This is a genomic window from Leuconostoc sp. DB-1 (assembly GCF_013414845.1).
Classification (GTDB): Bacteria; Bacillota; Bacilli; order Lactobacillales; family Lactobacillaceae; genus Leuconostoc; species Leuconostoc mesenteroides.
In genome coordinates this window covers 1853675-1867570 of the sequence record NZ_JABFNJ010000001.1, presented here as the reverse complement: position 1 = coordinate 1867570, position 13896 = coordinate 1853675, and the positions used below count along the sequence as shown (strand labels likewise).

Annotated in this window: 16 protein-coding genes; 5 read left to right on the top strand and 11 right to left on the bottom strand. The window is 33.7% G+C overall.

Annotated features, from left to right (window positions below; translation table 11 throughout):
• Positions 1–122: 122 nt before the first annotated feature.
• On the bottom strand, positions 123–689 hold the full coding sequence (locus tag HFP47_RS09260) for an ECF transporter S component (RefSeq protein WP_179876357.1): 567 nt from the start codon (positions 687–689) through the stop codon (positions 123–125).
• The gene (locus HFP47_RS09255; protein WP_179876356.1) at positions 673–1476 is read right to left on the bottom strand and encodes a hydroxymethylpyrimidine/phosphomethylpyrimidine kinase; all 804 of its coding nucleotides are present in this window, start codon (positions 1474–1476) and stop codon (positions 673–675) included. The genes HFP47_RS09260 and HFP47_RS09255 overlap by 17 nt, the downstream gene beginning before the upstream one ends.
• A gap of 471 nt (positions 1477–1947) precedes the next feature.
• Here HFP47_RS09255 and HFP47_RS09250 point away from each other — a divergent pair, with 471 nt between their 5' ends.
• From HFP47_RS09250 to HFP47_RS10760, 3 genes are read left to right on the top strand one after another with little or no spacing between them, the layout of a single operon-like run.
• Entirely contained in the window at positions 1948–3258 is a 1311-nt protein-coding gene (locus tag HFP47_RS09250) for a sensor histidine kinase (protein ID WP_179876355.1), read from the top strand.
• A 5-nt stretch (positions 3259–3263) separates the two neighbouring features.
• Positions 3264–3680, top strand: coding sequence for a response regulator (locus tag HFP47_RS10765; protein WP_257229749.1), 417 nt, complete (start codon positions 3264–3266; stop codon positions 3678–3680).
• On the top strand, positions 3635–3988 hold the full coding sequence (locus tag HFP47_RS10760) for a LytTR family DNA-binding domain-containing protein (RefSeq protein WP_237048903.1): 354 nt from the start codon (positions 3635–3637) through the stop codon (positions 3986–3988). Before HFP47_RS10765 ends, HFP47_RS10760 begins: the two co-directional genes overlap by 46 nt.
• Before the next feature lie 271 nt (positions 3989–4259).
• Here the strand turns inward: HFP47_RS10760 and HFP47_RS09240 are convergent, their stop codons facing one another.
• The 6 genes from HFP47_RS09240 to HFP47_RS09215 all read right to left on the bottom strand — a co-directional run bounded on the left by HFP47_RS09240 (position 4260) and on the right by HFP47_RS09215 (position 6793).
• The gene (locus HFP47_RS09240; RefSeq protein WP_011679067.1) at positions 4260–4472 is read right to left on the bottom strand and encodes a hypothetical protein; all 213 of its coding nucleotides are present in this window, start codon (positions 4470–4472) and stop codon (positions 4260–4262) included.
• Positions 4473–4477: 5 nt separating this feature from the next.
• Complete coding sequence (locus HFP47_RS09235) at positions 4478–4651, bottom strand: class IIb bacteriocin, lactobin A/cerein 7B family (RefSeq protein WP_072612884.1); 174 nt, start codon at positions 4649–4651, stop codon at positions 4478–4480.
• 13 nt (positions 4652–4664) lie between these two features.
• Positions 4665–4844 (bottom strand): class IIb bacteriocin, lactobin A/cerein 7B family, encoded by a 180-nt coding sequence (locus HFP47_RS09230; protein WP_036089377.1) that lies wholly within the window; start codon positions 4842–4844, stop codon positions 4665–4667.
• A gap of 811 nt (positions 4845–5655) precedes the next feature.
• A complete protein-coding gene (locus HFP47_RS09225) occupies positions 5656–5832 on the bottom strand; it encodes a class IIb bacteriocin, lactobin A/cerein 7B family (protein WP_096638841.1) in 177 nt (58 codons plus the stop codon).
• A gap of 603 nt (positions 5833–6435) precedes the next feature.
• Positions 6436–6600, bottom strand: coding sequence for a class IIb bacteriocin, lactobin A/cerein 7B family (locus HFP47_RS09220; protein WP_096638839.1), 165 nt, complete (start codon positions 6598–6600; stop codon positions 6436–6438).
• Positions 6593–6793: a ComC/BlpC family leader-containing pheromone/bacteriocin gene (locus tag HFP47_RS09215; RefSeq protein ID WP_036089375.1), complete on the bottom strand. Its 201-nt coding sequence runs from the start codon at positions 6791–6793 to the stop codon at positions 6593–6595. The genes HFP47_RS09220 and HFP47_RS09215 overlap by 8 nt, the downstream gene beginning before the upstream one ends.
• 688 nt (positions 6794–7481) lie before the next feature.
• Here HFP47_RS09215 and HFP47_RS09210 point away from each other — a divergent pair.
• Both HFP47_RS09210 and HFP47_RS09205 read left to right on the top strand, forming a co-directional pair.
• Positions 7482–9629, top strand: a complete 2148-nt coding sequence (locus HFP47_RS09210) for a peptide cleavage/export ABC transporter (protein ID WP_179876354.1) — start codon at positions 7482–7484, stop codon at positions 9627–9629.
• 17 nt (positions 9630–9646) lie between these two features.
• Positions 9647–10996 (top strand): bacteriocin secretion accessory protein, encoded by a 1350-nt coding sequence (locus HFP47_RS09205; RefSeq protein WP_179876353.1) that lies wholly within the window; start codon positions 9647–9649, stop codon positions 10994–10996.
• 815 nt (positions 10997–11811) lie between these two features.
• Here HFP47_RS09205 and HFP47_RS09200 read toward each other — a convergent pair.
• From HFP47_RS09200 to HFP47_RS09190, 3 genes are all read right to left on the bottom strand, one after another.
• On the bottom strand, positions 11812–11937 hold the full coding sequence (locus tag HFP47_RS09200) for a putative metal homeostasis protein (RefSeq protein ID WP_011679061.1): 126 nt from the start codon (positions 11935–11937) through the stop codon (positions 11812–11814).
• Positions 11938–12119: 182 nt separating this feature from the next.
• Complete coding sequence (locus HFP47_RS09195; protein ID WP_257229748.1) at positions 12120–12791, bottom strand: SDR family NAD(P)-dependent oxidoreductase; 672 nt, start codon at positions 12789–12791, stop codon at positions 12120–12122.
• Positions 12792–12848: 57 nt separating this feature from the next.
• Complete coding sequence (locus HFP47_RS09190; protein ID WP_115230862.1) at positions 12849–13436, bottom strand: helix-turn-helix domain-containing protein; 588 nt, start codon at positions 13434–13436, stop codon at positions 12849–12851.
• Positions 13437–13896 lie beyond the last annotated feature (460 nt).

Here is a 13896-nt window from a genome sequence, read left to right as displayed (position 1 = left end):
TTAGAGTTAATTCAGAAACCACCGTCAGAAAAAATAGTGTTCGTTAATCACAACTGTTATGAGCAAAAAAGCTACTATCCTATAAATAATAAGATAATAGCTTTTTACCGTTAAGTCGAAGTTTAACTAAAATTATTTCTTACAAATAATCGTTTAAACTGTTCAGCTAGTACTCGATATATCACAAAGACAACAACTAATGTCGTAATGCAATTAATTATAGTAGGAAAAAGAGATGAAATAGTAGCCATTATTGCCGGTTGCAGTGTCATCCCCTTAAATAAGCTCATCACAAAATTATGCCCCGTTGTCATTACTAATTTAGCAAAAACAGCTGAAAGAATAACAAGAATTAATTTTAAATTGGTTCCATGTTGTTTATAGTTTACTAATGAAAACACATAGGCCGCAACACCACCAACAATGAAGCACTCAACAAAATAATAAGGCGCTTCCATGGCATAACCATGCATCACATCGAATAATGCTAATCCAAAGCCACCAGCCAATGCACCCTGTTTATAGCCTAATAAGAGTACTGAAAGGAGCACTGCTGAGTTGCCCAAATGTACAAATGGTTTTCCTATCAGTGCCGGCATTGGAACCTGTATACTGGTCGCTACAAATGTAATACTAGTAAATAAAGCAACTAACACAATGTCTATGACTATCCTATTTTGTTGTCTCATAACCATTTTCTCCTTGCCAAACATGGCCTACAAATTGATTGACTCTAACTGCATTTTCTATCGACTGAAATGTAAAATTTTTGGCATCAAGAACCGCCTCGTGTATCGGCATCCCCTTCACAATGTTCGCCAATATAGCTGCAGAAAAAGTACAGCCTGCACCATGATTGTAATCAGTTGCTATCAATTCTCGTTGGATTATTTCAAAAGTAGTGCCATCATACAGCATATCTGTAGCTAGATTATTATCAAACCTACTACCTGATTTAATGACAACATATTTGATGCCGTAGCTAGATAGATTTTCAGCGGCTACTTTCATTTCGGACACGTTGTTAATAGACTTCACTCCCGTTAACATCGCTGCTTCCAAAATATTGGGCGTAATAATGTCCGCTTTGGCTAATAACTTTTCTTTATAAGTCTCTAGATCAACCGTACGATCATTATCGATTGACAATTTTGTAGCCATGACGGGATCCACTAACAATGCACTAGGCTTCACGCTTTCTAGATAGCCAACCAGTGTATTGAAATTATCAACATCTGAAACCATACCAACTTTAATGCCAGCTAGATCAACCGCCTCCGCTGTTTGTAATTGAGACGCAAACAGATGATTTGGCACTGTATATTGTGTCACTGCCCATGTTTGTGGTGCCATAGTCACAATATTTTCAATAGCAACCAAATTAAATATGTTGTATTTTTCGAAAGTTCTAATGTCCGCCTCTATACCACCGCCACCACTTGTATCTGACCCACCGATAGATAATATTTTATTCATAATTCTCCCATTTAAATTTTGTCAAGTTGTAATTATAAATGCTATTATACTAGTTTACTGGGTGATATCAAACAGAAAATTTTTGATACTAATTAATGTATTATAAAAAGCCACTAATTTTCAAAGACTAGTGGCCTTCTAAATATTTTTATAAGTTACTACTTAGTTCAAAAAAAATGTGCGTTGTTCATTATCCTGCACATACCACGCAGCAAATCTCCCCCATTAACTTTAGTTAACGTTTCCTGATTTAATTTTTTGAATTGTTCTAATTCCATTACTTTTAACCCCCTCAAATTATATTTGTATAACCATTATCTCTACTATTCTATAAAACTTCAATATTGTCTCATTGAACGGTCAACAACATTACGTTAATGGTTTTTGGTTTACTTAATTGACTGAGCTGATTTTAATGGTAAACGTTTATCTTTTAATGTAAAATGTAACTAGAGTTAGGGGGAACTTGTTATGTATATATTAGTAATGATTAACGTTATGTTTGGTTTTCTATTTTTATCAGGCATAAAATATATTATATTCTGTGCGATGAGTAAAACAAAGTACAGCCTACGCTATTTTATTTTATTTGTAATAGTGATTCTAGTAACAACACACTCATTGAGTATACTGGGGCACTCTGTACAAGTATTGTACTTAGTCCTGTTGGGGGTACTTCCCAATAGACAAACTCAAAATATTCATCTCATCTGTTTTTATGGACTATACGCCATTTTAACGGTATCTGCTTTAGGAACTATACTTCAATCATTTGGCGAACTATTTTTGCCTTCGCACTTTTTTGTAGACGATGTTGTGACTCTCTATGACAGCATTGCTACACCAATACTCATAGGCATTATACAGTTTGGTGTAATCAAACTGATTGCACCGAATCTAGAAATTATACGAAAAAACCAACATTTACAGAAAAGCAATCGTTTGAAATTTATCAACTCACTATTGTCTATTAGCCTAATACTTTATTTATTGACGTACCAATTTAACAATACTTCATATAAAAATGCTGTTAATATGTTCTTTGTTATTAGTTTAATATCATTATTGGTTTATCTTAAGAATACTACCCAAAATTATTTCAACTTTCAATTAGCGCAGCAAAAGCAACAGCAATTAGATCATTTAACAACCTATACAACACAAATCGAAGATCTCTATAAAAGTATCAATGGTTTTCGTCATGATTATGCCAACCTAATTGTCAGTTTAGAAACAAGTATACAAGCCGGTGATATCAATCAGATTCGCTCTATATATGAAGATGTATTAAAAAACTCCCCGAATGTATTAAATCATGGGAATCACACCTTAGGATCATTAACAAAAATCGACATCCCCGCGATCAAAAGTATTCTATCAAATAAAATTATTTTAGCACTAGAAAAAGGTATTCATATAGAATTCGAAATTGAACAAAAATGGTCCACTTGTCACGTTGATGTTTTTGATTATATTCGTATGCTGGGTATTTTATTGGACAACGCTATTGAAGCCAGCGAAGCATGCTCAATGGCGTTTATTAATATTGCATTTATTACAGATAATATTAAGCAGGAGCACCGTCTCATTATTGAAAATTCCACTAACCAAGAATTTATTAATATCGGCCATATTTTTCAAGATGGCGTAACTAGTAAAGGAGCTAATCGTGGCATTGGATTGAGCAATATGCAACATATCTTAAGTAATTATGAACAAGCACACATAGAAACCGAATACAGCAATTATCGATTCCGACAGACATTGATTACACAAGGATAAATTTTATGCACATCAACATTTTAGAAGATGATATCATACAGCAAAAAAAATTGCGACGCTACTTAAACGAATTAGTCCAGGAAAACAATTGGTCATGCCAACAGATTAACACTTACTCAAAGCCAGAACAATTATCACAGCACTTACTTAGTAATGGAACGCATCACATATACTTTCTCGATATTGAAATCAAAGGATCGGATAAAAAAGGGTTTCAGGTCGCTAAAGAAATTAGAAAACATGATCCATATGCTGCTATTATTTTTGTCACGACTCATTCTGAATTCTTGCCACTTACTTTCCAATATCATATTTCTGCACTGGACTTTATAGATAAAACGCAATCATCAAGTGATTTTAAGCAGCAATTAAAAGAATGCTTAACTCATCTTGTAGAAAAAAGCATCAAGATAAGCCTCTAGACTTATTTCACTACAATACCTCACAATGCCATTTTCAGATACCCTTCAATGATATTCTATTCTTTGAAACAATATCTGGTACACGACAAATCGCTTTAGTGAGTAAAAATAAACGTATCCAGTTCACAGGTCGATTACAAGATATCGAAGCGATGGATGATCGATTATTCCGTAGCCATCGTTCCTATCTTGTAAATATTAATAAAATTGAACAAATTGATAAAGTCAATAATGAAATTATCCTTCATAATCAACTGACTTGTCTAATTTCCCGAAGAAAAATAAAAGCATTAAGAAACCTCCTGTGACTAAAAAGTCGGGTTCACTGTTACCATCTCAGTGAACCCGACTTTTTTATTTTTTTGTGTATGATCTGCAATAGCTAGAATTAATAGTTTCCCAACAGTACATCACTAACAATAATGCAGTAACCTGAGAACTTTTGATATGTTTTCCCCTATAATAACCATATACTTTCTTGCCATCTGTCTAATTTGAATAAGTAATGTGATTGTTTTTTTACAATTGAATTATATAAAATAGTATTTTATGTAATAAAAGACAACTATATAATACTATTTACCGAAGAAGAGAAAATTTACTGTCTTTTTTTAATGGCCATACAATCAAATTAACAAAAGTTATTATTAGCAAAAAATGAGATGCTTGCTCTAAGTCTCTCGCAGAAATAATATTTAAGATACCTACATCTGTAAAAAAACGTAGTGCTGCAATGACAAAGTATAATATAAATGCTCCTAATGCTATTGCAGCGTTCGTATCATCTGTCATGATTATTATTTAGCCAAATCCTTTCCAAATTGATATCCTTTGTCATATCCCCACACAAAGGCACCACCAACTGCAGCGCAATACCACTTAACAGTACTCGGACTAACAGGAATAATTCCACCATGAATATTTTTCATTTCTTCTGTTGATAAATTAGCAAATGTATTCAATTCTTTCATTTTCTTATTCTCCTCACTTTTTATTAGCAATGTACCCAGCCGTCGCTCCGATAGCGAAGCCGGCAACTCCAGCACCGCCAACTCCTCCAGCGATCCATAAACCAGCTACAATCAGAGGAGCTATTCCTCCTGAATCCAGTAATTCTTCAGAATTCAACTCTTTAAAGTTACTTAATCCCAGATAGTTATCCATGACTCTTCTCCTAGTCCCATATTTTTTTATCGTTGCGCAACGAATAATTCGAGTATACAAAAATTTATTAACAATATATACATAAGTGAGGTCAGTGGCTATTTTAGGGTAGTAAAAGGTCCATTTGGTCCATCTACAGAGTATTAACAACCATTCATGATACATTCAAAAGCAATTTATAGCTAATCTTTGAGTGACTATTTGAATAATTGCTCAATACCAATTTTACTGCAAAAAAAAAGCATGGATTTCTCCATGCCATAAAAATCTACTTAAGAGTTTCGCAAACATCTTAATCCTTGATGTAAGATATATGAATTTAAAATTTATTACAAACTATTTCCTTCAACGACAATATGCCACCACTTATTCCTGTCCATACAACAATTTTCCATAATGATTTTTTTCTCAAATATCCGGACAAACTGTTTTCGAATGCACCTAATAATTTATTGGGTATTAAAAATAACACAAACTGGAGAAGCATCAACAAAACAAACATATTATTCATAGCATGATATGATAAAGCTCCAAAACGATGTTGATCACTTAACCCTATTAATATTACCAATAAACATAAAGCGATAAATATTAGACACTGTAAAAGCAACAGTAGATATTTCATCGACGTAAGCCAGCTTGAGCTCTGTCTTTTCCTGCCGCATATCCAGCCTGGTATATTCCAAGTGCTAATGTTGGCACACCCAAAACTACAGCTACTGGGACTACTCCCCATTTACATTTACCAATTCCTTGTTGCTTAATTCTTTAAATAATGCCATACGTAATACCCTCCTTAATAAATATAATCCTATTTTTTATTGTTTCGATATCCTTGGTCCATACCGAATTGATATATTGAATAGACACCAACACCCACTGCCCCTCCAAGTACAAAGGAAATAGCAAAACCTTGTGGTGACCAACCACCATTAATGCTTTCTAATTCCATGTCATTTAATTCCTTAACCGCTGTACTGTTGATCATACTTCCCCTATTATTTTGGTATTTAACCGCTGCGCAGCGATAGAACTAAACATACACTAACTTGTTGTGTTTCTATAGATGAATGGAACGAGTAGTCATGTTGAAATGTTAAACGGTTAAAAGCCTACCATTCAGCACAAAATAACAACCAGAAGCAATGATAATGGTGATGCTTTTCTAGTTTACGAAATGAGCAATAAAAGGATAGGATAATTTTTATCAAATAAACCCAAGCCCTCTTGAATAAGCATCGTTTTCAAATTTTAAAACATTGACAGTCTTAACGATACCCATATACTTAACCAAAACCCTAGCTAGGGCATCTACACCACAATCATGTTCGTCTATTTGTAGAATATAATTTAATTTATTTTCAAAAAAAGAACTTACATCGCAGTTATTCACAACATAAGCTCATTCTAATTTTCAGGTCCAACTAAAGTATAAAGCAAGCAATGAAAAAATGTATAATATATAAAAATTTTTGATACTATCAATGATGTTAGTGTATATAAGCAATGCAGTAACACTAAGTAAAATAACAAATATCAAACTAAAAATCTTTAAAACACTTTTGCTTGTTATAGTCATAATTTATTTACCTTACTTTTTCTTTGTGAGCGCGTATCCAATAGTATATCCAGCCGCAAAAGCACCACCCATACCAGCAGCCACCTTCAGGACTACAGCGCCACCCACTATTATTGGCACCACGCCACCAACAACTTCAGAAAGTTCTGAGTGATCCAAATTTTTAAAACTATCCATTTTTCTTTGCTTTATATCCAACATATGCTCCTACTCCCGCTGCTCCCGCTAATAAACCACCTGTTATAACCGCTCCCTTGGTAATAACTACCCCACCGATGATGAGTGGGAAGATACCACCTTCAATTTGTTCAAGCTGCCCGTTATCAATAGCTTCAAATTCAGACAAACTAGTCAATGATTGTGAGTTCATAAACTCTCCTTTAAATAAACTATTCCATGTGAAATGTTAAACATGATAATAATAAAATAGACAATACTTTTAATTTATAAATGAAAAATTCTTTATGGTTGATTTTAGTCAATTACCCCTGAAAAATCCACAAAATTTTTGTTCAATTGTTTGGTTTAATTTTACAAGCTACGACTCCCTATACATAAGACACACAAGATTACTAAAAAGAATGAAGCTATTACAATAAATTAACACTCTTTAAACTTACAAATAAAACCACTTAAAAGGAAATCAAATATCCAAAATATGACTGCTGCTATAATAGCAGTTAATAAAGATGTTTTTTCTCCCATTATGGTTACAGGTATTAAAAAAAATCCAAACATAATTGCACCGCAATCCATTAATAAATTTTCTTGTGTATGTGTTTACATATAAAAACGAACAATTTCATTTTAAAAGTACTCCGAACTTATTTCACATTGTAACAATAGCCTCTTTCTATCGTTGCGCAACGAATACATTAAATATACAACAAAGAATGAATAATGAATACATCATACACTAAATGATCATTTGATTACATTGAATGGTTAAAAGTCCACCATTCAACACAAAATAACAACCAATTATGATCAATTAATAACAAAATGCCATTCTCACTATAAAATAAACTTTTAAAGCTATTTTATAGGAGCGCATAAGCATGAGAAAGTTTCATTATATATCACAACTTGAAGAAAAAGATTGTGGCGTAGCAGCACTAGCTATGATTTTAAAGCGACACGGCTCAGATGTTTCATTAGCTAACATTCGTGAACGCTGTCAAACATCCCTATCGGGTACAACGGCGCTAGGCTTAGTGAAGGCCGCTGAATCATTCAATATGGATGTCCGTCCTATTCAAGCTGACCTTACCTTATTCAACATGAAAGATTTGCCTCTGCCGTTCATCGCTCATGTTGAGAAAAAAGGTCAATATTTGCATTATTATGTAGTGTACGGATTCACTAAAAACAAAGTTATCATTGCAGATCCAGATCCAACAGTTGCTAAAACCGCAATGACGTTACAAGAATTCTCTAAAGAGTGGACTGGTGTAGCATTGTTCATGTCGCCTTCACCCAGATATAAACCTTTTAAAGAAAATAAAAACAGTATCCTATCCTTTCTGCCAATTATTAGTCGACAAAAAGGATTAATTGCTAATATTGTCGTCGCTTCTTTGCTAGTCACTTTAATTAGTATCGCTGGCTCTTATTATATGCAACTAGTGATTGATGCTTATATTCCTAGTGCTATGTCTAACACATTAACCGTTGTTTCATTAGGACTCATTGCCACCTATGTGTTACAACAGCTACTTAGTTTTGCTCGCACCTATCTGTTAACTATTATGGGACAACGATTATCGATTGAAGTCATACTATCATACATACGGCACTTGTTCGAATTACCTGTTAATTTCTTTGCCACACGTCGAACAGGTGAAATTGTCACGCGTTTTAATGACGCCAACACCATTATTGATGCCATGGCAAATACAATTCTCTCACTTTTTTTAGATTTAGGTATCACGATAATTGTTGGCAGCGTCTTAGCAATTCAAAATACAAAACTTTTTCTGCTATCTCTAATCTCTTTTCCTATCTACTTCTTGATTGTCTATTGTTTCATGAAGCCATTTGAACGATTGAATCAAGAACAGATGGCAAGTAATGCAACGCTGAGCTCATCTATTATTGAAGACATCAATGGTATTGAAACCATAAAATCTTTGACAAGCGAGAAGACGAGCTACCAAAAAATTGATCGTGAATTTGTCGATTATTTAAAAAAATCCTTTGCCCATCAAAAAAGCGAAGCCATTCAAAATAGTATTAAACAAGCAACTCAACTCATTATCAATGTGCTCGTTTTATGGTTGGGTGCCAAGCTAGTGATTAGTAATCAAATTAGTGTCGGTCAGTTAGTTACCTATAATGCATTACTAGGCTACTTTACTGAACCTTTCCAAAATATTATTAACTTGCAGGCGAAATTACAAACGGCAACGGTTGCTAACCGACGATTAAACGAAGTCTATCTTGTAAAATCAGAGTTTAAAAAATCAGAATCACAAGAGCTTCATCATAACAACCCTCATAACATTATAGTTGACGACGTCAGCTATCAATATGGTTATCAAAAGAACATATTACACCACTTTTCAATTAAGATCCCCTTTGGTGAAAAAATTGCTCTGGTCGGTGTTAGCGGTTCCGGTAAGTCAACATTAGCCAAACTACTTGTTCATTTTATATCTCCTAGTGCTGGCAACATTTTTATTGGTGAACAAAACATTAAACACGTTCAACGACAAAATTTAAGGCAACATATTCTTTATCTACCACAAAACCCATACATATTTACTGGAAGCATATTAGATAATTTAACACTAGGTGCTCGTGAAAACACAACACAAGAAGACATCCTACATGCTGTTGAGCTTGCTGACATTAAAGATGACATCGAAAATATGCCAAAAAGTTATCAAACCGAAATTTCAGAGGAAGGCGGCATGTCTGGAGGCCAAAAGCAGCGTATCGCTTTAGCTAGAGCCCTCCTTAGTAATTCTCAAATACTTATTTTGGATGAATCAACCAGTAATCTTGATGTCGCAACTGAAAAAAAGATTATTGATAATTTATTATCGCTTAAAAATAAAACAATCATTTTTATTGCACATCGCCTGACTATTGCTGAAAAAGTCCAACGCGTTATTCTGCTTGAAAAAGGGATCATCAGTGAAGATGGTAGCCATGCTGAACTTATACATAAAAAATCAAAATACTATCATCTTGTAAAGCATTAATAATGGGAGGTACAACTATGTTCAACGAGAGGCTTTTAGAAAGCTCAGAATTTTATACTAAAAGATATCAAAATTTCACAACACTCATCATTTTTCCAACACTTATTCTTTTGGTCTTGCTTATTTTGCTTGCTTGCCTTACTCATAAAGAAACTGTTATTAAAAGCACTGGAGAGATAGCACCAATCAAAATACTTAGAACGATACAATCAACAAGTAATAATCCCATCATTAAAAATGAATTACTTACAAAAAAGGAAATCACTGCTGGAGATATTCTGATTCAGTATCAAAATACTGAATCAGATACCAATTTACAATTACAAAAATCATCGCTTAAAAATCTGCAAGAACATGTACAAGTACTAATAATCTATAAAGACAGCATAAAACAGAATCAAAATTTATTTACTGATGACGATAACTTTGGTTGTTCCACTTCATACCAAAGTTATCTTTCTCAACGTCGCAGTCTGTCTACAGACCATCAACAACAAGTCAATGACCAAGATCGCGTCAAACAGCAAAAAATAATTATATCAGAAGCTATAAATAAGAAAAATTCAGAGCTTAGCCAGTATCAAGACCTGATTAATGCCATAATAAAAAACACAAGCTTATCACCTAAAAATGCCTACTACAGCACCTTCTTAGACTACCAACATCAAACAAAAGAGTTGCCCATTTCACAGGTAGATAAACTAAAAAAAGAAACTGTAACTAGTATTCAACAACAAATCGATTCAATAAATGACGCGTTAACTAGCTATAAGACACAATATGCCGGTTTTTCTTCCACAAATTTAGCAGAAGATGCGCTCACAAACAAGCTCAACGAACTAAAATCACAACAACTAGCCTCTATTACGAAAGAATTAGAAACGCTTAATCAAGAAATTGAACAGACCAAAATACAACACGCTGCAACAGAAACAAGTGGCAAAAATACTATCATCGCTACTGAATCCGGCACGGTCAATTTATTAATCAACAAAACAAAATTAACTAGCATTCCTCAAGGAACTAATATTGCACAAATATATCCAAATCTCAAAAAAACTCCTGACTTAAAAGTTAGTTTTTATATCTCTGCAAATGAAATTTCAGAGATAGTGGAGAATCAATCAATACGTTATCATTTAACAGAAAAAAATAGCAAACACATGGTGATACCAGGCAATATTACAAGTATTCCTGCTAATCCTATTACAACAAAAGACGGTAATTTTTATCAGGTCAGTGCAATATTAAACTTACGTCCAAAAGACTATCAAAATATTCATTATGGACAAACTGGAACAGTTAGTATCATCACGGGGAAAAGCACTTGGATTTCGCACATTAAAAACACGTTGATTCATCAATAGCGTGCACAACCTAAAAAAACGTATCACCCTTGAGTAAAAAAGGTGGTACGTTTTTTTTGATTCCCATACGCATGGTTGAAGGAATAGGACACGAGCACAAGCGTGACATGATGAGCCCCAATATCAATTGTTCTTCATCATCACAGACCACCACAATTGAAAAATACAGCCCCTTGCTGTGTTTTTCAATTGTGGACCTATACTACTCCAAAAATTTTTTATAGTGCAACAAATTTTCCGAAGCTGATCAATGTAAAATTGTGATCTAACATACTAGCTTTTTCGAAAATTGTCCATCTCCATTAATTTTGAAGATAGAACTACACATGCAAAGGTAATGAACTTGAATAAATAACGATTCCATTTCATATCCTTCTCCCCATTAACTCACTTCAATAACAAGAACACTTTATGATTCAAATTAAGTGTCCCAAGTATGTAGACTGAATCACCATAAAAAACAGTTCTATGGCGCATGCACATTATCACCTGAAATGACTTCTTTCAAAATCACTTCATACAATTCCCCAATTATAAACAATAATTAGCACGATTAAGATCAATCTAAATTTCAAAACATAAACAAACGCATCAGATAGTTTTGATGATTATCCCTTCTGATGTAATTTGATGTTTTTCACCCTCCCTTTTAAATTTGTTGTATTTTAATCTATATAACAATAACTATATACACTTGATTTAGTTTTTCTACTTCAATAACATAAACGGTTGTAAAAATGCACTAAACGGTTAAAAATATGCGCCCAATCAAAAAAAGCATCATAACATACGATGCCTTTTCACATATTGAACAGCTATTTACTTTTTTGTGACTTTTTAGCCTTGATTTCTTTTAATAATTTCAAAGCACGGTCTCTTGTCTTCGCGTTCGGACTCTTTAATCGTCGGTATGCACTGCTTAAATCATTTTTTTCTGCCATTATTATTTTTTCCTTTTCAATAAATAGTAACAATTACTTTTAATTATAGTAATTATTACTATTTAAGTCAATAGAATAATAACATCCAAGTCATTAATCCACAATATGATAGTTCCTAATACGTAGTTATCTTACTCAAGTATGGTGCCAAAATTTCTTCTGCTGTTTTTAAATTATACTTCTTAATTATCAAGCTGTACTATTTTACCATTTTCATCAAAAAATATGCCTGACATTTTCTCTAAAGTAGCATTAAGCGCCAAATATGCTCCTACCGGTACTTCTGAGTTATCTATTTTTTTGGTATATCTCATCAAATTGCTATTCACTTGTCCGGGGTAAAAGCTATTGACTGTGGTATTGCAATCTCGCAACATTTGATTTAATAAGATCATTAGGAGCGTTTTGTGCGTGATTACCCACGCTGCTCTAGAAAATGCGCTACTTTGTATTTCACAAATCGGTACAAGATTTACTGCTTGTGGGTGTCCTGTGATAATCAACACCCTACTGTTTGCTAATAAGCCACGTAATCTAGTCGTTAAATAATAATGTGGTAATAAATTCACATAGATATTTTCACTCGCATTGCGTGGGAGAACACCTGCACTATGAATTAGCACGTCAATATGTGAAAATGACCTTTTAATTTCATCAATCACACCCTCACGTTCAGCTTCGTCGGATAGGTCTCCGATAGCTACTTTAACATTATTTCCTAGCTTCTTCTGAGCTATATGGGCTTTATATTCATGACGACCAACAATAATTATATTGTGTCCTTCTTTTGCTATTTCTTTGGCAATGGAAAATCCCACGCCAGAAGTACCACCCGTTATAACGATATTTTTCATCAACATTCTCCTTAGAGTGATCTTTTCTGTAGGATGCCGGAGCCTAAACACAACCTCCTAATGAACAAAAACATGATACGCGGTGTTAATAATTTTGGGACGATATCCTTGATACTGGGCTAATTCCTTAGCAATTCGTAAGTGAATACGTTGAGTTAAGAAAGGTTCTGCCAATAATGCCAAATAAGTATCGAAAAACCAAATGCCATCTAGGTTATCAAAATAATTCTCAACTTCACTTGGCAAACCACGATTAGAATTGAGCAACGTCTGCAAAATTAATTTTAAAATTTCTTCTTGTCGTATTAAAAAATCACGGCTACATATTTCATCTAAAATTTGTTTTAACACGATGTGGTCATTTTGAAATTGATAAGCTTTTTCGCACAATTCATTCATTAAAAATTCGTCAAATAGTCTCGCATGACATAAGTCATCTAAGGTTAAGGACATAGCACTAAATATCTTAATCACGCTGCTTAACTGAATGTCTGTCTGCCCTCTTTCAAATTTAGAAATCATACTACGCGACAACCCTGTCGCTCGGACTAAATCATTGACAGAAACGCCACGTGCTTCACGCATGCCACGAATTAACCGACCTAAATTATTGACTTCTGAAAAAGTATTGACTAAATCATTCATATAACTCCCTTTTAGTTAATATGTTTACGTTGACAATAAACATAATATTTTTATCTTTATTATATCCATAAATATTGCTTATTCTTTCAGTTTTTCTTATGAGAAAAACTTTTTAGGCATTCTACACTGTTTTAAAAGGACACATACTGATACGTTTTTATTTTGAAAAAACTATTGACAACTCATCAAATTCTTAGTATTCTTATTTCATAAACAACTCGGAGATAATTATGCAAAACTTAGCAGTTCAACTCAATAACGCCTGGTGGCGTCGGTAGAATCAGCTTTTCGGTAACGGATAAAGCTGATGTTTAAAACATTTGTTTTATCCATACCGACTATTTTTTGCAACAATCGGGTCTGTATGGGAATATGCCATGCAGACTTTTCTTTTGACCTTGGAAAGCCCTGCGTGGCGAGCCAAGGTCATTTTAGTTTAGAAGAGCAGAGAGATTTGGAG

Bases quoted from the DNA above. Each gene is read 5' to 3' on its own strand.
- HFP47_RS09260 (WP_179876357.1), bottom strand. From the start codon at position 689: ATGAGACAACAAAATAGGATAGTCATAGACATTGTGTTAGTTGCTTTA.
- HFP47_RS09255 (WP_179876356.1), bottom strand. From the start codon at position 1,476: ATGAATAAAATATTATCTATCGGTGGGTCAGATACAAGTGGTGGCGGT.
- HFP47_RS09250 (WP_179876355.1), top strand. From the start codon at position 1,948: ATGTATATATTAGTAATGATTAACGTTATGTTTGGTTTTCTATTTTTA.
- HFP47_RS10765 (WP_257229749.1), top strand. From the start codon at position 3,264: ATGCACATCAACATTTTAGAAGATGATATCATACAGCAAAAAAAATTG.
- HFP47_RS10760 (WP_237048903.1), top strand. From the start codon at position 3,635: ATGCTTAACTCATCTTGTAGAAAAAAGCATCAAGATAAGCCTCTAGAC.
- HFP47_RS09240 (WP_011679067.1), bottom strand. From the start codon at position 4,472: ATGACAGATGATACGAACGCTGCAATAGCATTAGGAGCATTTATATTA.
- HFP47_RS09235 (WP_072612884.1), bottom strand. From the start codon at position 4,651: ATGAAAGAATTGAATACATTTGCTAATTTATCAACAGAAGAAATGAAA.
- HFP47_RS09230 (WP_036089377.1), bottom strand. From the start codon at position 4,844: ATGGATAACTATCTGGGATTAAGTAACTTTAAAGAGTTGAATTCTGAA.
- HFP47_RS09225 (WP_096638841.1), bottom strand. From the start codon at position 5,832: ATGATCAACAGTACAGCGGTTAAGGAATTAAATGACATGGAATTAGAA.
- HFP47_RS09220 (WP_096638839.1), bottom strand. From the start codon at position 6,600: ATGGATAGTTTTAAAAATTTGGATCACTCAGAACTTTCTGAAGTTGTT.
- HFP47_RS09215 (WP_036089375.1), bottom strand. From the start codon at position 6,793: ATGAACTCACAATCATTGACTAGTTTGTCTGAATTTGAAGCTATTGAT.
- HFP47_RS09210 (WP_179876354.1), top strand. From the start codon at position 7,482: ATGAGAAAGTTTCATTATATATCACAACTTGAAGAAAAAGATTGTGGC.
- HFP47_RS09205 (WP_179876353.1), top strand. From the start codon at position 9,647: ATGTTCAACGAGAGGCTTTTAGAAAGCTCAGAATTTTATACTAAAAGA.
- HFP47_RS09200 (WP_011679061.1), bottom strand. From the start codon at position 11,937: ATGGCAGAAAAAAATGATTTAAGCAGTGCATACCGACGATTAAAGAGT.
- HFP47_RS09195 (WP_257229748.1), bottom strand. From the start codon at position 12,791: ATGAAAAATATCGTTATAACGGGTGGTACTTCTGGCGTGGGATTTTCC.
- HFP47_RS09190 (WP_115230862.1), bottom strand. From the start codon at position 13,436: ATGAATGATTTAGTCAATACTTTTTCAGAAGTCAATAATTTAGGTCGG.